This is a genomic window from Yersinia enterocolitica subsp. enterocolitica (genome assembly GCF_901472495.1).
In the GTDB taxonomy this organism is placed as follows: domain Bacteria; phylum Pseudomonadota; class Gammaproteobacteria; order Enterobacterales; family Enterobacteriaceae; genus Yersinia; species Yersinia enterocolitica.
The window spans coordinates 1349566-1372539 of the sequence record NZ_LR590469.1; the positions used below are offsets into that span (position 1 = coordinate 1349566).

The window sequence follows — 22974 nt, forward strand, 5'->3', positions numbered from 1 at the left end:
GCCCCCTAATATGGCTACCCGAAAGAAAAGAATAGTGACTCATGAGTGTGAAATCCCTGACCTTCAAAACCTTGCCTTATCAGCCTGATGCCCTGATTCAACAATTTGCCCCACTGGCTCATCAAGCCTGGGCCATGTTGTTACATTCCGGATTTGCTGAACATCCCCATAACCGCTTTGATATTCTGGTCGCCGATCCGCGAGTTACCCTCACCACGCGGGGCGAGCAAACAGAGATAATCAGTGCGCAAGGCCAGGAATTCTCCAGTGAAGACCCTTTTTCTTTATTACAGCAACAGTTGGACCAATTTCTCCGCCCGCTATCACCCCACCCTGACCTGCCGTTTTTAGGCGGAGCATTAGGGCTATTTGGCTATGATTTAGGGCGGCGTGTTGAGGTATTACCGGCACTGGCCGAGCAAGATATTACCTTGCCGGATATGGCTGTTGGCCTGTATGACTGGGCATTAATTGCCGATCATCATTTGCAAAAACTGACGTTGGTGTGTCACGGCGATGCAGAACAGCGCCTGCGTTGGTTACAGCAACAAAGATGTGCAGCTGCCACTCAGCCATTTAAATTAACCAGCCAGTGGCAGGCCAACCTGTCGCGAGAGCAATATGGCGAAAAATTCCGTCAAATTCAGGAATATCTGCACAGCGGCGACTGCTATCAAATTAATTTAACCCAGAGATTCAGCGCAGAATATCAAGGTGATGAATGGCAAGCTTTTCTGTCATTGAGCCGCAGTAATAGAGCGCCCTTTTCGGCTTTTATTCGTTTGCCACAAAACACCATTCTGAGTGTGTCACCAGAGCGCTTTTTATGGCTGGAAAATCACCGCATTCAAACTCGCCCTATCAAAGGCACCTTGCCGCGACTGGATGATCCTGAACAGGATAAGTTGCAAGCTGAACGGTTAGCCAACTCAGAGAAAGATCGCGCTGAAAACCTGATGATAGTTGATTTGCTACGCAATGATATTGGCCGGGTCGCGCAAGCGGGAACCGTGCGCGTGCCTGAATTGTTTGTCGTCGAGCCTTTCCCAGCGGTATATCACCTGGTTAGTACCATTACCGCGACGCTGCCCACCGAATCCCCACCAACCGCATTATTACGGGCCTGCTTCCCCGGCGGGTCGATAACCGGTGCGCCGAAGATTAGAGCCATGGAAATCATTGAGCAACTGGAACCCCAGCGCCGCAATGCCTATTGTGGCAGTATTGGCTATATTAGTTGCTGTGGCACAATGGACACCAACATCACCATCCGTACCCTGCTGACTGAGAACGGTAAGATATATTGCTCAGCTGGCGGTGGCATTGTGGCCGACAGCCAGGAACAGGCTGAATATCAGGAAACATTTGATAAAATTGCCCGAATACTGCCTTTACTGGAAGATGATGAATAAGTGAGCGATTCTGTGAGTGACCAATTTGTGAGTCAATCAGGGCAAACTTTGTCTGAATTTATCAGCCGATTCCAGCTACAACAGCCGCAACCTGGCAGTTTTTCTGCCAATAGCCACCATGCTGCGGTATTAATTCCTATTGTTTGTCGGCCTGAACCTACATTGCTGCTAACCCGGCGCTCAGACCATTTACGAAAACATGCCGGTCAGGTCGCTTTCCCCGGTGGCAAAGCTGATCCACAAGACAGCTCGCTGATTGAAACGGCTTTGCGGGAGGCCGAGGAAGAAGTGGCTATTCCGGCATCCGCCGTACATGTATTAGGGCAACTGGCCCCACTCGACAGCTCCAGTGGTTTTCAGGTCACCCCGATTGTCGGCCTGGTTCCTGACAATATTACCTTTCATGGTAATGAAGAAGAGGTCGCCGGGCTGTTTGAAATCCCGTTGTACGAAGCACTCAGACTGTCACGCTACTATTGGCTGGATATTCATCGTGGGGGAGTCAATCACCGGGTCTATCTCTCATGGTATGAAAGCCAGTTTATCTGGGGTTTGACGGCAGCCATCATTCGCCGTCTGGCGCAGCAGGTCAATATTTGACGCTAAAGGCACAGGGTAAACATGGGGAATGAGTGACCAGCTTCACAGCCTTAAGGCTAAAAAAGCTGAATTACAGCATAAAGCGATCTCTATCACCCCACTACATCGATTTTTACTCTACTTTCCCCGCACAAGCATTTTAAAAAAACTGTAAATTGCTCTGTCAGCGTTATGAAATACCTGTAAAATATCTTTCATCACTATAAACCACTAAAAATGTAAGGTTAAAACCCGATAGTGATAATCATAAATTGATAGCGATATGTCATTGTTGCGGTATCAAATTAATACCGCCAACACCAGTATGGCCCGAATTAACAGGCTCGGCGATAGCGATATTCAATACGAAGTAACCTGCGGCTATCCACAGAGTTCTTATACTTAATATAAATATTCTTTGCGCATTCATACGCACCAAGAATAACAAAAAGCTTTGTTAAGGAGTTTTAGCGTGATTAGTGTTTTTGATATGTTCAAGATTGGCATCGGCCCATCCAGTTCTCACACTGTTGGACCAATGAAAGCCGGCAAAGAGTTTGCTGATTTGCTGGTAACTCAAGGGTTAATGCCATCAGTCACGCGGGTAGCCGTGGATGTTTACGGCTCACTGTCACTGACCGGGAAAGGTCACCACACCGATATCGCTATTATCATGGGGTTGGCTGGCAATATGCCAGATACCGTGGATATCGACAGCATCCCCGCTTTTATTCGTGATGTAGAATTACGCCAAAAACTGATGTTGGCCAATGGGTTGCATGAAGTGGACTTCCCCCGCGAAGGTGGGATGGTCTTCCGTAGTGACAACCTGCCACTGCATGAGAATGGTATGCAGATCCACGCCTTTGCCGGTGATGAGAAAGTACTTAGCAAAACCTATTATTCCATCGGTGGCGGTTTTATCGTGGATGAAGAGCATTTCGGCAAAGCTGCGGTGAATGCCGTTAGCGTCCCTTATCCGTTCCATTCAGCGGAAGAAATCTTGGCTAACTGCGAACAAACCGGCATGTCTATCTCCGGTATGGTGATGCAAAATGAGCTGGCGATGCACAGCAAAGAAGAGATTGAATCCTACTTCACCGCGATTTGGCAGACGATGCGTGCCTGTATTGATCGCGGTCTGAACACTGAAGGGGTCTTGCCCGGCCCACTGCGGGTACCACGTCGTGCCTCAGCATTGCGCCGTCTATTGGTTTCCTCGGATAAACTGTCCAGCGATCCCATGAATGTCATTGACTGGGTAAATATGTTCGCTCTGGCGGTTAACGAAGAGAACGCCGCAGGTGGTCGCGTGGTGACGGCACCGACGAACGGTGCTTGTGGCATCGTGCCAGCGGTTCTGGCTTATTACGACCACTTTATCGAGCCGGTTACCCCTGAAATCTTTATCCGCTACTTCCTGTCATCTGGGGCTGTCGGGATTCTGTATAAGATGAATGCTTCTATTTCTGGCGCTGAAGTGGGCTGTCAGGGTGAAGTGGGTGTGGCATGCTCAATGGCCGCCGCGGGTTTGGCTGAATTACTGGGTGCCAGCCCGGTTCAAGTGTGTATCGCTGCTGAAATTGGTATGGAGCACAATCTGGGCCTAACCTGTGACCCGGTTGCAGGTCAGGTGCAAGTGCCATGCATTGAGCGTAATGCGATTGCCTCAGTAAAAGCGATTAACTCTGCCCGCATGGCAATGCGCCGCACCAGTGAGCCGCGTGTTTCCCTCGATAAAGTGATCGAAACCATGTTTGAAACCGGCAAAGATATGAATGCTAAATACCGCGAGACATCTCGTGGTGGCCTGGCCATTAAAGTGCAATGTAATTAATTTATTGCATTGAGAGTCACGTTCAGCAAGGGGAGCCAGCGCTCCCCTTGCTGCTAAGTAAAAGATTAATGATGACTTTATGTCTCATGTCTAGCAACCCGCACAGGCAGGATTGCAACATACATCGCAGCAATCCCAATCACTACTGACTTCGGCTGGTGGCAGCGGAGGATCACAAGCTTGCTTGTATACCTCAGCGGTTATTGGTGTCGATAATGCATCACTGAACTGCCCTGAAACTGTTTCTTGGCCGAATGCTCCAAATGAAGACAGCATTAACACAAGAACAAAAACTACCTTTTTCATAGAACCTCCATCACTCATTTGTAGAATGGGTACAAAAATATCAACGCAGTGGTGTCAATAACAGAAAAAGAATTTTTGAGTTTAAAAAATAAATAAAATCCAATAGTTAAATTGTTTTTTCGGCCTACCACGCATTCTATTTAAGTACCGAGACAACTGTTTTGAGCATTAAATTTCCCAAGCTAATTTAATCATAGTTTATATTTATCGAACCAGCCTGGTTATTTCAATAATTATTTTCACCTTTTTTTAAGTTAACCCAATAATTATTAACAATTGATTTATAACGATTTTTTAATTTACATTCACCACCATCAAATGCATTGAGTATCTCGGTTATCATTAATTTAATTATTATTTATAATATCTTTATTGTGAATAATAACTTAGTAATTATAATAATTAAAAAACATATATCTCACAATAAATATTGTTTTTATATATTTATAGTTTGATAATTTAAAAGGTTATTATCATGAAATGATAAGTTGAATGAATTAAAAAGTGCGGAATATCCATCAAAAAATACGGGCCACCTTAAGATGACCCGCATTAGCTGAAACTCTTTTCGTTACCAGAATGTTACTCTTCCAATTCGTTATTCAGCTTGGTGATACGCACTAATTCAATACGGTAATCTGAGACTTCGATAATCTCAAAGCGCAGGTTATGCAGTTCAACCACATCCCCCGCAGTTGGCATATGCCCAGAGTGAGACAGCAGCATACCCGCTAATGAAGCATAGTCTGCCGTCGGGCTGACCAACTCCTGACAATCAAGCGCCTGCTCCAGAGAGTGCAAATCTGCCCCCCCTTTCACCAACCAACCATCACCATCGGCAATAATATCTGGCGTTTCATCTTCATCAGGGAACTCACCAGCGATAGCTTCCAGCACGTCCAGCGGTGTCACCAACCCTTGCACCACACCAAATTCGTCATTAACTACCACCAAGCGGCCTTTCGCTTTACGCAAAACACCCAATAGATTAATCACGTCCATGGTATCAGGCACGACTATTGGTGGTGTCGCCGCAGCAAACTCACAGATAGAATCTCCGCGTTCAATCGCCACTAACAGATCTTTGGCTCGAACCACACCGATTATCTGATCCAATGAGTCACGACAAACCGGGAATAAGCTGTGTGGCGTATCCAACAGTTGCTCACGGATCTCTGCTTGTGAGCGATGGCAATCTACCCAAGAGATTTCCGTGCGTGGTGTCATCACGCTGCGCAATGAACGGGATGCCAATGTCAGGACACCACTTATCATATAGCGCTCTTCTTCCGCAAAAGCCTCTGCCGGCATGGCCAACTGCGGGTCACCGTTTTGTGGCTCCTGCTGCTGACGCCCCCCCATAAGGCGGATGATAGCTTCCGCCGTGCGCTGGCGTCGCGGCAAGCGAGACTCATGCTTAATAAAGTTACGGCGGGCAATTTGGTTAAACAGCTCTATCAGGATAGAGAATCCGATAGCGGCATACAGATAGCCTTTCGGAATATGGAAACCAAAACCTTCAGCAATTAAGCTCAAGCCAATCATCAACAAGAAGCTCAAACACAGCACCACCACAGTTGGGTGTGCGTTAACAAACCGCGTTAATGTTTTTGATGCCAGCAGCATCACGCCCATAGCAATCACGACCGCGGTCATCATGATGGCCAAATCATTGACCATCCCCACGGCAGTAATCACCGCATCGAGGGAGAACACGGCATCCAATACCACTATCTGTGCAACAACGGCCCAGAAGCTGGCATAACCTTTGCTCGCACTATCATCGTGCTGGTTTCCCTCAAGCCGTTCATGTAACTCGGTGGTGGCTTTAAACAGTAGGAATAGCCCCCCCACCAGCAAAATTAGATCTCGCCCGGAGAAGCTAAAGCTGCCAACACTAAACAGCGGTGTGGTCAGCGTGACCATCCAGGAAATCACCGACAGCAGCCCCAAACGCATAATCAATGCCAGAGACAACCCGATAATACGAGCTTTATCTCTTTGTTTTGGCGGCAATTTATCGGCCAGAATGGCGATAAACACCAGGTTATCGATACCCAGAACAATTTCCAGTACCACCAACGTCAATAACCCTGCCCAAATTGAGGGGTCCATTAGAAATTCCATGTCAGACTCCGATAATAAGAACACGATTCAGATGATGTGCGATCTGCAACAGACACAGCAAAACGCCGCAGTACGGTTGTCAGTATAGATACGCAGAAAGATCGGGTGAAATTATACGCAGCAACTGTGCGTGATTGGATAACCAGATGTAAACCCACTGGTGAGGTATTAACACTAGAAAAACAGTAACTTCGGTGACAGTCCATAGGGAGAGCTGAGGCCCTTAACTCCTGACAATTAATAGAGTCGTTAACTTTATCAGGAATTTTTTTATCAGCATAGTCAGATTTATTACCCTGCCGGCGATAAAGCGCAATCTCGTCAAATTAAGCGCCTCAGTAGACAGCATGCTTATTTTCATGACTAAAATTTGTTTCTTGCCCAAAGTGAGTTATCAGTCAACTTTCATACAAATAGCACAAATATTAAACAATGGAATCATATTGTAATGAATGTATTAGCGCTTAACTCATCAACATTACTCATATAAGTGTCGAATAATTATCCAAGTAAGCAAAATCATTCATAACATGTCCCAATAAATGAGCAGCGTCACATAATTTATTTTTTCACTGACTAAAATAAATCACATCCAGCACATTGCGATATGTACCTGAATCGATTCATTGGCATTGCGAATAAATCATCAGCAGTACGCTGATATTGTGACTATCATAATAGATTCAATATGTACCGAAGTGTGATGGGGAATTACTGGTTTTATGTTACGTGCGAGAACTCAATTCTGAGTTAACTGAGGGGGTAGCGAGTGAGTATAGCTATTATCATTGGCACACATGGGGTTGCAGCAGAACAACTGCTAAAAACCACTGAAATGCTTATAGGCGAACAAGAAAATGTCGCCTATATCGATTTCGTCCCAGGTGAGAATGCCGACACGTTAGTTGAGAAGTACACAGCTAAACTGGAAGGGTTGGAGACCAGTGCGGGAGTGATCTTCCTGGTTGATACCTGGGGTGGTAGCCCGTTTAACGCTGCCAGCCGAATTGTTACTGACAAAGAGAATTACGAAGTCATCGCTGGCGTTAACATTCCAATGCTAGTGGAAACCTTTATGGCCCGTGATGATAATCCATCATTTGCCGAATTGGTTGGTATTGCATTGGAAACCGGTCGTGCGGGTGTTAAGGCTCTTAAAACATCTCAAGTCGAGCCCGAAACAAAACCTGCTGCTGTACGCAAAGCGGCTGCAGCTCCTGCCGTCGCTTTAGGTCCGGATGATCATATGAAGATCGGGCTGGCGCGTATTGATGACCGCCTGATTCATGGTCAGGTCGCGACTCGCTGGACCAAAGAAACTAACGTAAACCGCATTATTGTGGTCAGTGACGAAGTCGCTGCTGACAAAATGCGTAGCACCTTGCTCAAACAGGTTGCTCCTCCGGGTGTCACCGCACACGTAGTTGATGTTGAGAAAGCTATCCGTGTTTACAACAACCCGCAATATGCCAAAGACCGGGTCATGTTGTTATTTACCAACCCAACCGACGTGGTGCGTTTGGTAGAGGGAGGCGTGGATATTAAGTCAGTCAATATTGGTGGTATGGCATTCCGTCAGGGTAAAACCCAGGTGAATAACGCCGTCTCTGTTGATGAAAAAGATGTTGAAGCTTTTAAAAAATTAAATGCTCGCGGTATTGAACTGGAAGTCCGAAAAGTCTCTTCGGATAGCCGACTCAAAATGATGGACTTAATTAGCAAACTGGATAAATAGCTTTATAAAAACGACGGATACCCTAAATAATTCAAGTTGCAGGAAGGCGGCAATCGAATGAGTCCCGATGAGTTGACAACCAGTCAATGATTCGGCGAGCGAGTACAGCCAACGCACATGCAGCTTGGAGTCTGACGGGTAGAGAAAGGTTATGCCCTGTTCTGTTTTTGGAACTTGGTTATTTTTACTCAGCTTTTTTGGTCATAGGAGAAGTACAATGGAGATCACAACTCTTCAGATTGTGCTGATTTTCATCGTTGCCTGTATCGCCGGGATGGGTTCCATTCTGGATGAGTTCCAATTTCACCGTCCCCTCGTCGCCTGTACTTTGGTAGGTCTGGTTTTAGGTGATATGAAAACCGGTATTATTATCGGTGGTACCTTAGAAATGATCGCGCTCGGCTGGATGAACATCGGGGCTGCTGTAGCACCTGATGCCGCACTGGCGTCAATTATTTCGACCATTCTGGTTATTGCTGGTGGCCAAGACATCGGCGCCGGTATTGCTCTGGCAATTCCTTTGGCAGCGGCCGGCCAGGTGTTAACCATTATCGTACGTACAATTACCGTGGCCTTCCAGCACGCCGCAGATGGTGCAGCCGAACGTGGCAGCCTACGCGCGATAACCTGGATCCACATTTCTGCCCTGTTCTTGCAGGCGATGCGTATCGCTATCCCTGCCCTGATCGTTGCCCTGTCTGTTGGGACATCTGAAGTTCAGATGCTGCTCAGTTCGATTCCTGATGTGGTTACCAGTGGCTTGAATATCGCCGGTGGTATGATCGTCGTAGTCGGTTACGCCATGGTTATCAACATGATGCGTGCTGGCTACCTGATGCCATTCTTCTATTTAGGTTTCGTCACTGCCGCATTCACCAACTTCAACCTGGTGGCCTTGGGTGTTATTGGCGTGGTTATGGCCCTGCTGTATATCCAGCTCAGTCCGAAATACAACAAGTCCCAAGTTGTACAGTCTGGCCCGTCAAATAACGATCTTGATAACGAATTAGACTAGGAAAAGGTGAGAGAAATGGTTGATACAACAACTATGCTTGATAAAACCAGTGTTGATAAAACAACTACTGGTGAAAAGAAACTCACGCCCGCCGATATTCGCGGTGTGTTTATCCGCTCAAACCTCTTCCAAGGGTCGTGGAACTTCGAACGTATGCAGGCGCTGGGTTTCTGCTTCTCTATGGTACCGGCCATTCGTCGCTTGTATCCGGAGAACTCGGAAGAGCGTAAGCAGGCCATCAAACGCCATTTGGAATTCTTCAACACCCAACCCTTCGTTGCTGCCCCGATTTTAGGTGTTACGCTGGCGATGGAAGAGCAGAAAGCCAACGGTGCTGAGATTGACGATGCCGCAATCAACGGGATTAAAGTCGGTCTGATGGGGCCACTGGCCGGTGTCGGTGACCCAATCTTCTGGGGTACTGTGCGCCCGGTATTGGCAGCTCTCGGTGCCGGTATCGCGATGAGCGGTAGTTTGCTCGGCCCATTGCTGTTCTTTGTTCTGTTTAACCTGGTTCGTTTGCTGACCCGTTATTATGGTGTGGCTTACGGTTATTCAAAAGGCGTCAATATCGTCAGCGATATGGACGGCGGCCTGCTGCAAAAACTGACGGAAGGGGCGTCTATCCTCGGCCTGTTTGTTATGGGGGCCTTGGTTAACAAATGGACGCACGTCAATATACCGGTTGTGGTGTCCAAAATAACCAATCCGGCGGGTGAAACTACCGTCACCACGGTGCAAACCATCTTGGATCAGTTGATGCCTGGTTTGGTACCATTGCTGTTAACCTTCGGCTGTATGTGGCTGTTACGCCGTAAAGTTAACGCGCTGTGGATTATTATGGGCTTCTTCGCCATCGGTATCTTCGGCTACTGGATTGGCTTCCTGGCACCGTAATTTTCTGGTTAGATTTGGCTGAAACCGGGGGGTTACTCCCGGTTTTTTATTTAGGAGTTATGCATGTCGGTTACTGATATTGTCTTAATTGTTTTTATTGCTCTGTTACTGGCTTATGCCATCTATGATGAATTCATCATGAACATGATGAAAGGTAAAACCCGACTGCAAATTCAACTTAAACGTAAAAGCAAAATCGACTGTGCCATTTTTGTCGGGCTGATTGCCATTCTTGTTTACAATAATGTCATGGCAAATGGCGAACCCTTAACCACTTATTTATTAGTGGGTTTAGCGTTAATTGCGTTTTATCTCTCTTATATTCGCTGGCCGAAATTGTTGTTTAAAAATACAGGTTTCTTCTACGCTAATGCTTTTATTGAATATCGCCGAATAAAAAGTATGAATTTATCTGAGGATGGGATACTGGTGATTGATTTAGAGCAGCGCAGATTACTTATTCAGGTTCGGCAATTAGATGACTTAGAAAAGATTTATAATTTTTTCGTTGAAAATCAGTCATAAAGCCAAATTCAGGGAAATAAATCTATTGATAGTTCAGTTAATTGATTAATTTCCCGACACCTTCTTTCACCTCTCCCCTGCTTATTTCCACACCATTACTGATGCTTATATCGGCTATTTTTCATTAAAATTCCGATAATGACAATCATTATCAATAGCAATGACTTACCATATTATTTTTGGGGTTGTCGTTCCTGGAATTTATATGTTAAGGTTGCGCCGTTCATGGGGAGTAGCCGGTTTCTATTCGTTATATTGAATTCGTTATATTGAATTGATATATCGATATATAGAGACGCTCGTATCAACATACTCGTTTCATTTATTGGAACGTGGTGCGGGCAGCCAGGTAAGGTTGGCGAGACCATAGACACGTAGCTCCGTCGTTAGGTTGGGGGTGGGTTACGTGTATATGGAGCCGCCCGGCCGAGACTATTTCGATGAATCTATCTGCAACATTAGTGCTTGCTTTTGCTATGTCTATGGATGCCTTTGCTGCATCTATTGGTAAAGGTGCCAGCTTACATAAACCCCGTTTTAGAGAAGCTATCCGCACCGGTCTTATCTTTGGTGTGATCGAAGCTATTACCCCACTAATTGGTTGGTGCATTGGCCTATTCGCCAGTCAATATATTCTGGAATGGGACCACTGGATTGCCTTCAGCCTGCTGTTCATTCTGGGTTGCCGCATGATTTTTGAAGGCGCAAAACAGCAAGTCGAAGAAACCGAAAAAATGCGCAGTCACAGCTTCTGGGTTCTGGTGATGACAGCTATCGCCACCAGCCTTGATGCCATGGCGATTGGTGTTGGTTTGGCATTCCTGCAAGTGAATATTGTTCACACCGCCATGGCGATTGGGTTAGCCACCATGATTATGGCGACACTCGGGATGCTGATTGGCCGCTATATTGGCCCACTGCTGGGTAAACGCGCTGAAATCATCGGCGGGATAGTGTTGATAGGTATTGGTTTTAACATCCTTTACGAGCACATTTATCGCCTCGCCTAACCTGATAACCCTCTCAGAGTGCTTTTATTCTCGCCGTAAAATAAAGCGGGTAAGAAGAGTAAAAAGAAACCCCGCATTCAAGATGAATAGCGGGGTTTTTTATTCTATCAACTATCGGCAAATATCAATTCGTATTAGAAATCCATTGAGACTGATAATTTCAGCGCTCGTGGGTCGCCCTGATAGATGTAAGTGCCAGAATCTTCAACCGATTCCCAGTAACGTTCGTTGGTCACGTTCTCAATATTCGCACGCCATGTCAGGCTGGTATCTTTCATTGGCATGGTATAACGCACCCCCAGATCCAGACGCGTCCAAGGTTTCAGTTTCAAGGTATTGGCTTCGTTAGCATATTGGGAACCAGAGCGCACTACGGTTCCGGTTGCGGTCAGGCCTTCAACCACAGGAATATCATATTCGCCGCCAAACACTAACTGGTAGTTGGCAACACCGACGGCATCATTACCATTATTGGCGCTGTCAGCCGCTTTGGTCAGTTTAGGGTCTAACCAAGTTGCGCTCGCTAACAGACGGGTACCAAATACCGGCTCGCCGAATACATTCAGTTCAATACCGCGGTTGCGCTGTTCGCCATAGAAACCATAGACATTAGTCGCTGGGTCAACCATACCCGTTGGTCGGGTGATTTCAAACAGAGCCAACGTACCGCCGTAGCGCTGGTTATCAAACTTCACGCCGATTTCATTCTGTTTGGAATGAATGATGCCCGGAATTTGGCCTGCGTTAACCACTGGCTTGCCATTATATTGATAAGGCGCAGACTTACCCGGCCCCAGTGCTTCAATGTGGTTAGCATACAGGGAGACTTTCTCCCACGGCTTCACCATGATGCCGTAAATAGGTGTCACTTTCATCGCATCCAGTGAACCAGCACTGTTTGGCACCCCACTGTCGAAGTTGCGAATAGTGACTTCCTGCCGACGTACACCCAGCATCAATGACACTTTGTCATCCATCATCGAAAGCGTATCAGATAATGAAAGCCCAGAAGCACGCACCTGACTGGTCAGTTGGGGATCCTGACTATCACTCCCCATTACGGTCTGAGGGAAACCAATCACACCCGGATTATAGATATTGGTATCTTCTTGACCAGACATATTCCAGGCTGATTTAGTAGTCCGATAGTTAGCGGCATAACCCAGATTGACTTTATGGGTGATTGGGCCAGTATCAAAGTGGCCGCGAATACCGCCCAGACCGGCAACAGAGTCAGCAACATACGGCACATACAAGCGAGAAATGGTAGCATCACCATTATTATTCGTCAGCATCGGCGCGCCATACTGACCGGTTTCTTCGTTACGGCTGGCACCCACAGAACCGTAAACTGTCCAGTTCTGGCTAACATCATACTCACTACGCAGCATACCGAAGGTGGTTTCCATATCGGTATACACCCATGACTGCCCATAGTTCAGGGTTGAAGATGGCGGTTCAGGAATAACCGTTGCACCGCCAATCGCCACATCAGTGCGCATATGATGAATAGTTTGCTTCTGGTAGCCCACATCTAATGAGGTACGGGCGCGATCACCGCGGTAATCTAAACCGGTAGAAACTGCGGTCGTGCGCTCTTTCTGATCATGAATAGCTGACTCACCTTCACGGTGCAATACATTGACCCGCACGCCAAACTGATCGTCATCACCGTAGCGGCGACCCACATCCAGCGCCCCACCCACTTGTGATGCTGAACCATAATCCACCGTAACACGAGTCAACGGAGTATCACCGGCACGTTTAGGTTCGAGGTTAATCATCCCGCCCACACCGCTACCACTGGGTGAAATACCATTAATGAAGGCATTGGCACCTTTAAAAACCTCGACTCGCTCAACCATGCTGGTTGAGACTATCTGACGGGGTAAAACGCCGAACAGGCCACCAAATGAGATATCGTCGCCATCAAGGTTGTAACCCCGAATACGATAGTTCTGCGACGGGTTGCCGTAACCCCGTACGTTTTGCACGGAAGCATCATTTTTTACGACATCAGCAATCGAGTTAGCTTGCTGGTCTTCAATCATTTTGGAAGTATAACCAATGACGTTAAATGGCACGTTGCGCGCGTCTTGCTGCCCGAGGAAGCCGATACGACCGCCATTCGCTACCTGACCATCTAAATAGGTTGGAATTAAATCATTACCACCAGCACGGAAAGTCTCCTGCGCCCCGACCACGGTGATGGTGTCATTTGTTTTGCTGTCTTCAGCTTTAGCTGTAGCCGCTGTCGCGCTGGTTTTTTTGGCGTTTTCAGCTGTGCTATCTGTGGCCGCAGCCGCCCATGAGGAAGCGGATAGCGTCCCTAATGCGGCACCGATCATGACGCACAACAGGCGCGGAGCCAGCCGTTTCTGAGGTGCGCGAGAAGAAATAGTTTGATTCATCGTGTTGATGCCCCTGAGTTTCACAAAATGATTACAAATGAGAATACTTATTATAAGGATTCAGAATTATCCGGATAACATCTACCGATGCAAGCATTTCTGCACATCCAGAGGATTATTTTTTGTGTCGTGAATAAATTAGATGGGTTATGTAATAGACATGATCGCTGGCAGTAACGTTATTGCCTGAGGAGATGCAAAAGAAACTAAAGTAAAATTATTCTGAAAGTGTATTTATACCGCGCGGGATTAATTCCGTGCTTCCCACTTAAGTCATTTATTTATACATTTCACCGGCCAATTTGCCCCTATTATTAATAAGGTGAACTATTATTACTTACCCCTACTGATTCATCCCCCACCGCCAGAAGCCCTGCAAACAGTAGTGTTGCCGCAATAAATAATCCTATAATTAGGCTTTTGAATTCTTTCGCTCTATTACTGATAATAAAAATCTTATTACATTATTTTCGACGTTAGCGATAAACTAGTACATCACATTTATCGCGATAACAGATTTAAACCATCTGGGTTTAGTTCTGCGTAGCGACAGTTTACTGAATAAAAATTCAAGGAACACAGGAATGGCTTTGCATCCGGCATCATTTGACGATCACATTTTTCGGCTATTAATCGAAGCCGTAGATGACTACGCCATATATATCATTGATGCCCAAGGACATATCCTTACCTGGAACAATGGTGCCGAGCGCAATACTGGCTACAACGCCGATGAAATCATTGGCCAATCTTTCGAGCTGTTTTACACCCCTGAGGATTTAGCAACCCAATTGCCCGCCAAAGGCCTGTTGCATGCCAACCAACTTGGTCATTATGAGAATCAGGGCTGGCGAGTTCGCAAAAATGGTAAGCGCTTCTGGGGCCATATCACCCTTAGTGCATTGCATGACTCAGACCATAATTTGCAGGGTTTTGTGCAAGTTACCCGTGATCTGACCGACAAATGGCAGCGGGAAAATGCTTTGCGTAAAAGTGAAGAGCAGTTTCGCCATCTAATAAGTGAAGTCGAAGATTACGCTATCTACATGATAGATACTCATGGGCGTATTCTGACCTGGAATAAAGGCGGTGAGCGCAATGAAGGCTATACCAGTGACGAAATCATTGGCGAGCATTTTGCCTTGCTGTTTACACCAGAAGACATTTCCGCAGGTCTGCCAGAGAAATCACTGGCAAAAGCCATTGCCGAGGGTAATTTCCAGACCGAAGGCTGGCATGTGCGCAAAAATGGCATTCGTTACTGGGCCAGTGTGGCCATTAATCCCATGCATGATGACAGCGGGAAGCTATTAGGGTTTACCAAGATAGTCCGTGACCTGACTGAACGACGCCAGCGCGAAGAAGCCTTACGCATCAGCGAAGAACGTTTTCGCTTGATGGTCGATACCGTCGAAGATTATGCCATTTTAATGCTGGATCCCTGGGGCCGCGTCAATACCTGGAACCACGGCGCAGAACGTAATATGGGCTATGCCAGCAATGAAATAATCGGCCAACATTTTGGCTGCTTCTTTTTGCCTGAAGATATTGCCGCCGGGCTACCCGAGAAATTACTGAAAACCTCCGCTTCGGCCAGCCGGGTGGAACGTGAGGGCTGGCTGGTGCGTAAAGATATGACCCGCTATTGGGCTGTCGCCATTATTACCGTTATCCATGATAACAGCGGCAAACTGCTGGGTTATGCCAAAATAATCCGCGATATGAGCGAGCGAAAACAACGAGAAGATGCGCTGCGTGCCAGTGAAATAGCACGCTATGAAGAGCGGGAGCAACTGCATCGGGTGCTGTCATCCATTCAGGAGGGAATTATCTCTCTTGATACTGAAGGCCGCGTTGTATTAATGAATCCTAAAGCTGAAGAAATGACAGGCCGCAGTCAAAATGAATCTTGTGGCTTGCCCATTGAAGACGTTTTTATCTTGTGGTCCCCGCTACAGGATAAAAATCAATTAGTTGCCATCAATCAGTGTCTGGCCGAAGGGCGTCATACCTTATTGCCCGAAGGCAGTCAGCTGTTATCCAGCCAGGGAGAGCGCCAAGAGATTCGTTGCTCCGCCTCACCTATCCGTGATCGTGACAATCTGCTTACCGGTGCTGTGGTGGTTTTCCAGGATGTCACGCGCGCGCGCCATGAGCAGCGAGAGTTACAGTATCAGGCCAATCATGACATGTTGACCGGCTTGATAAATCGACGGAGATTGGAAGAACGCCTCAATCAGGCCATCAGCCAGTTGGGTCAGGATGAGCAGCATATCCTCTGTTATGTTGATTTAGATTACTTTAAGGATGTGAATGACAGCGCCGGCCACGAGGCTGGGGATATGGTGCTTCGAATGGTAGCGCAAACCATGCAACAAGCTGTGCGCGAAAATGACATTGTGGCGCGTTTAGGCGGTGATGAGTTCGCTATCGTGCTATTTAATTGTCAGAATAAACCCGCAACAGAAGTGTTGGAAAGAGTCGTCGCCGACATTGCCTCAATCCAATTCCATTGGCACGGTCAATCCTATTCCTTTACCGCAAGCCTAGGGGCGGTATCATTGAATCGGCAAACAGAAACGGCAGCACAAGCTATGCGTCAGGCCGATATTGCCTGTTACACGGCAAAACATGCTGGCCGCAACCGCTTATCACTTTCGCTATAACTCGACCTCTCTTTTAGCAGGTGACTATACTGTCACCTGCGCCCTCAATGACACAATTTTTGCAAGGTTATCTTGATAGCATGTCCAGCAATTAGACCCCGGTCAAAATATCGATTTCAGCAGTGTGATATATAAATATCATCATCTGATTAATTGGAAAAATAACTATGCCGTACTTTACGGTCAGTATTGTTTTGCATAACGCCGTAGAAGGCGATTACGATTCTCTTAATAAGAAAATGATTGATGCTGGGTTTACTTGCCTTATCGGCAGGGAGAAAGTCTATAAATTACCTGAGGGCGAGTTCAATTACGGTAGTGGCACATTGAATAAACAGGAAGTTGCTGATTTAGCATTAAAAGTTGCAGAACAAATACGATTTATCCCTTCTATTTTAGTCACTGAATCTGGCGGCAGAACCTGGCGCAATTTAGATCTAAAATAACTCATCCATTATAAACATTATATTTTAAAAATTTGACTTAAGTTAATTGCTAATCCTCCACCAGGGATTATAACACTACCTCATTAAGATAATAATATTTATCCCTAAGGGGAATTATGCGCTCGTCATTTATTTAGACATTATGAAATAACGAGCAATCACTTATATTAGCTTTTCGTCACTGCTTAATGCTGTACTCGCAAGATCTTCTCTCCGGCGATGAACGGCGATAACAAAATCGGTTTCACAGACAAAGGACGGCCGGGCAGCGAGTTCTTGTCCAGTTTCAATGGAAGCGCGCCAGGCAAAAGGCGTCATCTGCAATAAATTGAAGCTTTGTTTACCGGTTAACTTCAGTTCGTAGGCCAAATTTTTACTGCTAATCAGATCAAACCCATCCAAATGCTCTGGCGTATCGTCGTGAAGTTGTACTTGAGCATAAATCAGGGCTTTTAACTGATAGAGATGGCGCGGGCCAGGCGCAACAGTAACAACGATGCCACCTGGTTTCACAGTGCGAGCTAATTCCGTTGCCTTACATGGGGCATAAATACGTAACACTGCATCAAGAGCATGATTAGCAAAAGGTAACCGATGGCTCGACGCGACACAAAAACTCACTTGAGGATAGCGTTTTGCGCCGTATCTGACGGCAACCTTAGCGACATCTAACCCGAAAATAGCCATCTGACGTTGCCGATTTAATCGATCCGCCACTGCGGCGGTGTAATAACCTTCGCCACAACCGATATCCAACAACATAGCGGCATCCTGTGGCAGCGCCTTATCCAGAATATCGCAAACCTGCTGTTGCAAGGGTTGATAATAACCCGCATCCAGAAAAGCCCGCCGAGCCTGCATCATCTCTGGGCTATCCCCTGGCTGTTTCGACCCTTTATGCTGCACCGGCATTAAATTGACGTAACCCTCTTTGGCGCAATCAAACTGGTGATTATTGCTGCAACGCCACTGTTGCGGGCTTTGCTGCAAGGCCTGATGACAAAGGGGGCACTGATAAGACATGGTTGAATCCCAGATAACTGATTAATAACCGCCAAGAATACCGGCAGACGCGGCGTTAGTCTAAAGAAGCGCAGATACTGTTGCAAGCCACCGTTTCCCTTTGTGAATCAACCGAGATTAACTATGGCGAATCACATTGACGGGAATCGCATCTGGCTCCACATTCATGGTGCGTAAAATTTGCCCCATAATATCGCTAAATACCGGTGCTGATACTGCGCCACCATAGTATTTGCCCGCCTGAGGGTTGTTAATTACCACCACCAAAGCAAAACGGGGCTGACTGGCGGGAGCAACACCGGCGGTATATGCCACATATTTATCAATATACTGACCATTTGGCCCAATCTTCTTGGCTGTCCCGGTTTTCACTGCCACCCGATATCCCCGCACTGCGGCTTTCACCCCACCGCCTCCAGGCAATGCCACACTTTCCATCATATGCTCAACCTGACGTACCAACTCTTCGGGGAATATACGCTGGCCCAATACCGGCGGATCAACCTTAGTAATCGACAAGGGTCGATAAATGCCGAAGCTGCCGATAGTGGCATAGACCCTAGCCAGTTGCAGCGGTGTCACCATCAAGCCATAGCCGAACGAGAATGTCGCGCGGTCTAAATCACTCCAACGCTGCCGATGTGGCATTAAGCCACTGCTTTCACCAGTAAGCCCTAACTGAGTCGGCTTACCCAAACCAAAAGCTGAGTAGGTTTGGATCAAAGCAGAAGCAGGCATCGCCAGTGCCAGTCGCGATACGCCAACATCACTGGATTTTTGCAGCACACCGGTCAGTGACAAAGCCGGATAAAGCGCCACATCTTTGATAAGGTGCCCACTCAATATATAGGGATGAGTGTCCAACACTGCATCAGGTTTCACTATATGGCGCTCTAATGCAGTCATGACAACCATCGGTTTCACCGTTGAGCCAGGCTCAAAAATATCGCTGATCGCCCGATTGCGAAAATTCTCTTCAGGAGTGCCGACCCGATTATTGGGGTTAAAGGTGGGATAGTTGGCCATCGCCAATACTTCGCCGGTGTTCACATCAATAACCACGGCAGAGCCGGAATCTGCTTTATTGAAGATGACGGCATTGGTCAATGCATGGGAGGCTTCCGTTTGGAGCCGTTCATCAATGCTGAGTTGGACATTTTGTCCCGGATGACTGTCGGTCGAGGAGATATCTTCAACCACCCGACCGAAGCGATCTTTGCGCACCACTCGGCTGCCGGCGGTGCCGCTGAGGAGTGTATTAAAACTTTTTTCTACTCCCTCAATACCCTGATCATCAATATTGGTGAAACCCACCAGATTTGCGGCAATATCGCCCGACGGATAGAAGCGCCGTGATTCCTCTTTTATAGCAATACCTGGCAACTTCAGTCGTTGAATATATTCAGCAACATCAGGTTCCACTTGCCGGGCCAGATAGATAAAACGGGCATGTGGATTTTGGTGGATACGGCTATTAAGTTGGTCGAGGGGGATGTTAAGTTCCTGAGCCAATGCCTGCCAGCGCTCTGAAACACCGACACCACCTTTCTCCAATACCGTTGCTGGATCCGCCCAGATAGCCTCAACCGGCACACTCACCGCCAGAGGATGCCCGTTTCTGTCGGTGATCATACCGCGCGTATTCGGTGTAGCCACCACACGTACTGAACGCATATCTTCTTCTTTTACCAACGGATCAGGTTCAATAATTTGCAACCAGGCAACTCTGGCTATCAGACCAATAAATGAAAGTAAAATGCAGCCACATAGCAAGCTAAAACGCCAACGGATAAAGCTGGAAGAATCATTTTTTGGTTTAGAAATCACAAAGTTCAATCCTGAATGGTCGCTTGAATAACAGCAGCCATTAAACCCTATCCACTGTATCAATGGGTGCCAAAACAGTGATACAAGATGCGTTATTTTGCAACAATTCACTAACGGCGATTTAAAAGAAAAGGTGACTGGTCAATAAGTTAAAAAACGGCTTACACTGGATAGCGTCTTTTTTCTTCCTTAGGTAAGTCCTATGACCGATTTTTCACCTCATCTCAGCCGAATCACCACTATTTGCTATGGTTTTGGTAATAAATCTGCCCTATTACCTGACTGCCTCCAGCCTTACCAGGCATCACAAGCCAATAAAAAACAGGTTCATGGCACCACGATTGTCGATGTAATAACGCTGGGGCAAGAGTGTGGTGAAGCCGATGGCCTGTACACCACTCAATCTGGCATTTTATTAACTGTTTTGACGGCGGATTGTCTGCCGGTGATTTTCAGTCAACGGGATGGAAAAGGTATTGCCGTGGTTCACGCCGGTTGGCGCGGTTTATTAGATGGCATTATTCTAAGGATGGTTGAACGCATTGCCGGCGATGATAATCCGGCAAATTGGGTGGCCGCCATTGGGCCTGCCGCCCGTTCCTGCTGTTATGAAGTTAATGAAGAACTGGTGGAACGGTTTATTAACGAATTACCGCTGGCAAAAAATATTATTTCGCCGCGTTTTCGCCACCTTAACTTAGCAGCCATAGCTGAGCACCAGTTACGGGGTGCCGGCATTCATCAAATTGATAGGGTCGGGAGTTGTACAATATGCACCACCACGCCAGATGATAGGGATAATGCCCAGCCTCGTTTTAAATACACCAGTTTTCGCCGAACCAGCCAACAGCAAGCGATTGACCCAAGCCATCCCGGTATTAAAGGCCGTAATCAATATTCGGGATTAATTATCTTGCCTTAACTGACAGATTGAATCGATGCTGTTCCTGAAACAAAAAAACCCGCACAAAGGCGGGTTTTTAACAGCAAAAGAGCTGATTAGATTGCAGTAACGTTTACTGCAGACGGACCTTTCTGACCGTCTTGGATTTCGAACTCTACGTTCTGGCCTTCAGCCAGGGTTTTGAAGCCATTACCCTGGATTGCAGAGAAGTGTACGAACACATCTTTGCTGCCGTCAGCTGGAGTGATGAAACCGAAACCTTTAGACTCGTTGCACCACTTAACTTGACCTTTGATCTTTGCCATCTTGAGTATTTCCTTTGGATTGTTTAACTCGCCCGTAGGCGTTTACATAGACAAACTAGAGTCGTTACTGCTTGAGGCACTAAGATAAGGATCGGCAGAGAAGCGGTATTCAACGCTAACGTCTTTACTCAGAACTTCTTTACTGAAAATGCCACACATATACAGAACTGTACCTCGTTTTACCCATATGCGTTATCACATACTCTGTATTCGATGGCAAGCCATTTTTAATCAAGGGTGAACCTGTCGCACATATTTGAAACGGTTGCTCATAAAGAATGCGTAAATATGCTAAAATTTGTTGAAGGTCATCGTATTTTCTGCTCTATTTTTTTATACTGTCCTATCCCGCTTTCTTACTGGTTTTTAACATTTAAGCTAACTCTTTTTATAATACTTCTTACGTAAACCCTTCTTGGTTTCCATCTCGAATGGATCGCTGAAAGCAGTATTGGTATAAAATTTATTGGTATTAAATATATAATAATTGAATATATCTCATGCTTAGTTTCTCTCGCAGTCCCCTTCCATCAAGAGGTTGTAGCTTATCGATTCGTGAGACTAACCCCTTAGTTAACCTCAGATTATGTGCGGGAAAATAGTCATTCTAAAAATTCAAAAAAATGATATTTCTCGATTTAAGAGGATGTGAAAATGCGCACGGCAAAACAAGCAGGAAAAAATCGATTTTCTCTTCAAGAAAAACGGTTCAAAATATCGAACGCAATGATTAAAGAATGACCAAATAAATAACAACTTAATGTGTCATATAGATGCAATACGTTATCCGCAGGAACGGAAACGCACCATCTAAGTGCAATACCGCTTTATTGATTGTGTATAAATATACTCAAAAACACCTCATTTTAGTCAGTTCAGGGTAATAGAAGTGTCACTCATTTCGCCCACCAATTGTGCTACAGGAAATAGAATAAGATATTTCTTGATGCTCTGTAATTAAATTTCTACTACTCTGGCGCGCAGTTTAAAACTCTATATTACTTTCTCGTTATAGATTCGTTTAAGCTTGAGGCTATATTCTTTTTCTCATTTAAATATGCAGTATTAGTTATTAATTTTGATAGGTTTGAAGATTATCTGGTGCAAGGAAATCTTATTTCACCTTATCAGCATCAGAGAGCTATACCATGAGTTATAAACATCTTATTTCCGCGTGTATTTTCAGTAGCCTATGCTTGGGTCAAGTTAACGCGGTTCTGGCAGAAGATAAATTACCACCAAGCAATACCTCTACAGGTCAACACAGCGAGCTGTCAGTCGATAATGACAACCTATGGCAACGCCTGTTGCGTAATATTTCTCTCGCGTGGGATTCCCCCAACCAAGAACTGTATATTCCGCTGAACACGTGGCACAACCGCTGGACCTATGATGATGACAAGATAGAGTCATACAATGAGCGTCCTTGGGGCATCGGCTACGGCAAGTATCGCTATGATGAGAACAACAACTGGCACGCAGTATATGCGATGGCGTTTATGGACTCACACAATGAAGTTGAGCCGATTATAGGTTATGGCTATCAAAAGATGTGGATCCCAGCGGAAATGGACGGCTGGCGTTTTGGGGTAGGTTTTACGGCCAGTATTACCGCACGTCATGAATACCATTACATCCCAATTCCATTACCATTGCCGCTTATCTCTATTGAATATAATAAATTTTCACTACAAACCACCTACATTCCCGGCACTTATAATAATGGTAATGTATTGTTTACCTGGATGCGTTGGCAATTCTAATTGGATATATCATTCAATACATTTAACCATAATATTAAAGTGGCTATACATCCTTATTAAGAATCAATCTCAATTAGAGTTAATAACTTCAGAAAAAGACGATAGCCCTCTCCTATTATAAAGTGGGAATTATCTATCTTATTTATTGCTGATAATGTAAACGATGGATTGCTTTTTAAGTAAAAA

At 46.0% G+C, this 22974-nt stretch carries 19 protein-coding genes; 12 read left to right on the top strand and 7 right to left on the bottom strand.

Annotated elements, in window-relative coordinates; genetic code table 11:
• Window positions 1-41 precede the first annotated feature (41 nt).
• The 3 genes from pabB to FGL26_RS06485 all read left to right on the top strand — a co-directional run bounded on the left by pabB (window position 42) and on the right by FGL26_RS06485 (window position 3828).
• Window positions 42-1412, top strand: a complete 1371-nt coding sequence (gene pabB, locus FGL26_RS06475; protein ID WP_005170483.1) for an aminodeoxychorismate synthase component 1 — start codon at window positions 42-44, stop codon at window positions 1410-1412.
• On the top strand, window positions 1413-2012 hold the full coding sequence (locus tag FGL26_RS06480; RefSeq protein WP_005170485.1) for a CoA pyrophosphatase: 600 nt from the start codon (window positions 1413-1415) through the stop codon (window positions 2010-2012).
• A gap of 451 nt (window positions 2013-2463) precedes the next feature.
• Complete coding sequence (locus tag FGL26_RS06485) at window positions 2464-3828, top strand: L-serine ammonia-lyase (protein ID WP_005170488.1); 1365 nt, start codon at window positions 2464-2466, stop codon at window positions 3826-3828.
• 90 nt (window positions 3829-3918) lie between these two features.
• Here the strand turns inward: FGL26_RS06485 and ystA are convergent, their stop codons facing one another.
• A complete protein-coding gene (ystA, locus tag FGL26_RS06490) occupies window positions 3919-4134 on the bottom strand; it encodes an ST-I family heat-stable enterotoxin YstA (protein ID WP_005170489.1) in 216 nt (71 codons plus the stop codon).
• A 582-nt stretch (window positions 4135-4716) separates the two neighbouring features.
• The gene (locus tag FGL26_RS06495; protein ID WP_005170491.1) at window positions 4717-6261 is read right to left on the bottom strand and encodes a TerC family protein; all 1545 of its coding nucleotides are present in this window, start codon (window positions 6259-6261) and stop codon (window positions 4717-4719) included.
• A 769-nt stretch (window positions 6262-7030) separates the two neighbouring features.
• On the opposite strand from FGL26_RS06495, the gene manX reads away from it, so the two are divergent.
• From manX to mntP, 5 genes are all read left to right on the top strand, one after another.
• Entirely contained in the window at window positions 7031-7996 is a 966-nt protein-coding gene (manX, locus tag FGL26_RS06500; protein ID WP_005170493.1) for a PTS mannose transporter subunit IIAB, read from the top strand.
• Window positions 7997-8213: 217 nt separating this feature from the next.
• Complete coding sequence (locus FGL26_RS06505) at window positions 8214-9011, top strand: PTS mannose/fructose/sorbose transporter subunit IIC (protein WP_004701713.1); 798 nt, start codon at window positions 8214-8216, stop codon at window positions 9009-9011.
• A 15-nt stretch (window positions 9012-9026) separates the two neighbouring features.
• Window positions 9027-9908 carry a PTS mannose transporter subunit IID gene (locus FGL26_RS06510; protein WP_172667456.1) on the top strand — a complete coding sequence of 294 codons (882 nt, stop codon included), beginning with the start codon at window positions 9027-9029 and terminating at the stop codon, window positions 9906-9908.
• A 63-nt stretch (window positions 9909-9971) separates the two neighbouring features.
• Window positions 9972-10433 carry a DUF986 family protein gene (locus tag FGL26_RS06515; protein WP_005163652.1) on the top strand — a complete coding sequence of 154 codons (462 nt, stop codon included), beginning with the start codon at window positions 9972-9974 and terminating at the stop codon, window positions 10431-10433.
• Between the two features lie 440 nt (window positions 10434-10873).
• Window positions 10874-11443: a manganese efflux pump MntP gene (gene mntP, locus FGL26_RS06520; RefSeq protein ID WP_005170500.1), complete on the top strand. Its 570-nt coding sequence runs from the start codon at window positions 10874-10876 to the stop codon at window positions 11441-11443.
• 134 nt (window positions 11444-11577) lie between these two features.
• On the opposite strand, the gene FGL26_RS06525 is transcribed toward mntP, so the two are convergent.
• Window positions 11578-13854: a TonB-dependent receptor gene (locus FGL26_RS06525; protein ID WP_005170503.1), complete on the bottom strand. Its 2277-nt coding sequence runs from the start codon at window positions 13852-13854 to the stop codon at window positions 11578-11580.
• 584 nt (window positions 13855-14438) lie between these two features.
• On the opposite strand from FGL26_RS06525, the gene FGL26_RS06530 reads away from it, so the two are divergent.
• Together FGL26_RS06530 and FGL26_RS06535 are read left to right on the top strand one after the other, a co-directional pair.
• Window positions 14439-16520, top strand: a complete 2082-nt coding sequence (locus tag FGL26_RS06530) for a PAS domain S-box protein (protein WP_005170519.1) — start codon at window positions 14439-14441, stop codon at window positions 16518-16520.
• 167 nt (window positions 16521-16687) lie between these two features.
• Window positions 16688-16966 (top strand): hypothetical protein, encoded by a 279-nt coding sequence (locus tag FGL26_RS06535; protein WP_005163660.1) that lies wholly within the window; start codon window positions 16688-16690, stop codon window positions 16964-16966.
• A 162-nt stretch (window positions 16967-17128) separates the two neighbouring features.
• Here the strand turns inward: FGL26_RS06535 and rlmA are convergent, their stop codons facing one another.
• Window positions 17129-17989, bottom strand: a complete 861-nt coding sequence (gene rlmA, locus FGL26_RS06540) for a 23S rRNA (guanine(745)-N(1))-methyltransferase (RefSeq protein WP_005170523.1) — start codon at window positions 17987-17989, stop codon at window positions 17129-17131.
• A 117-nt stretch (window positions 17990-18106) separates the two neighbouring features.
• On the bottom strand, window positions 18107-19816 hold the full coding sequence (gene ftsI, locus FGL26_RS06545; RefSeq protein ID WP_005170526.1) for a peptidoglycan glycosyltransferase FtsI: 1710 nt from the start codon (window positions 19814-19816) through the stop codon (window positions 18107-18109).
• A gap of 202 nt (window positions 19817-20018) precedes the next feature.
• Between ftsI and pgeF the strand changes: the two genes are divergently transcribed.
• Window positions 20019-20738: a peptidoglycan editing factor PgeF gene (pgeF, locus tag FGL26_RS06550; RefSeq protein WP_005170529.1), complete on the top strand. Its 720-nt coding sequence runs from the start codon at window positions 20019-20021 to the stop codon at window positions 20736-20738.
• A gap of 77 nt (window positions 20739-20815) precedes the next feature.
• Here pgeF and cspE read toward each other — a convergent pair whose 3' ends face one another.
• Together cspE and FGL26_RS06560 are read right to left on the bottom strand one after the other, a co-directional pair.
• Entirely contained in the window at window positions 20816-21025 is a 210-nt protein-coding gene (gene cspE, locus FGL26_RS06555) for a transcription antiterminator/RNA stability regulator CspE (RefSeq protein WP_032912739.1), read from the bottom strand.
• A 42-nt stretch (window positions 21026-21067) separates the two neighbouring features.
• Complete coding sequence (locus tag FGL26_RS06560) at window positions 21068-21184, bottom strand: DUF2627 domain-containing protein (RefSeq protein ID WP_002211058.1); 117 nt, start codon at window positions 21182-21184, stop codon at window positions 21068-21070.
• 989 nt (window positions 21185-22173) lie between these two features.
• Between FGL26_RS06560 and pagP the strand changes: the two genes are divergently transcribed.
• Entirely contained in the window at window positions 22174-22788 is a 615-nt protein-coding gene (pagP, locus tag FGL26_RS06565) for a lipid IV(A) palmitoyltransferase PagP (RefSeq protein ID WP_005170533.1), read from the top strand.
• The last annotated feature ends 186 nt before the right edge of the window (window positions 22789-22974 follow it).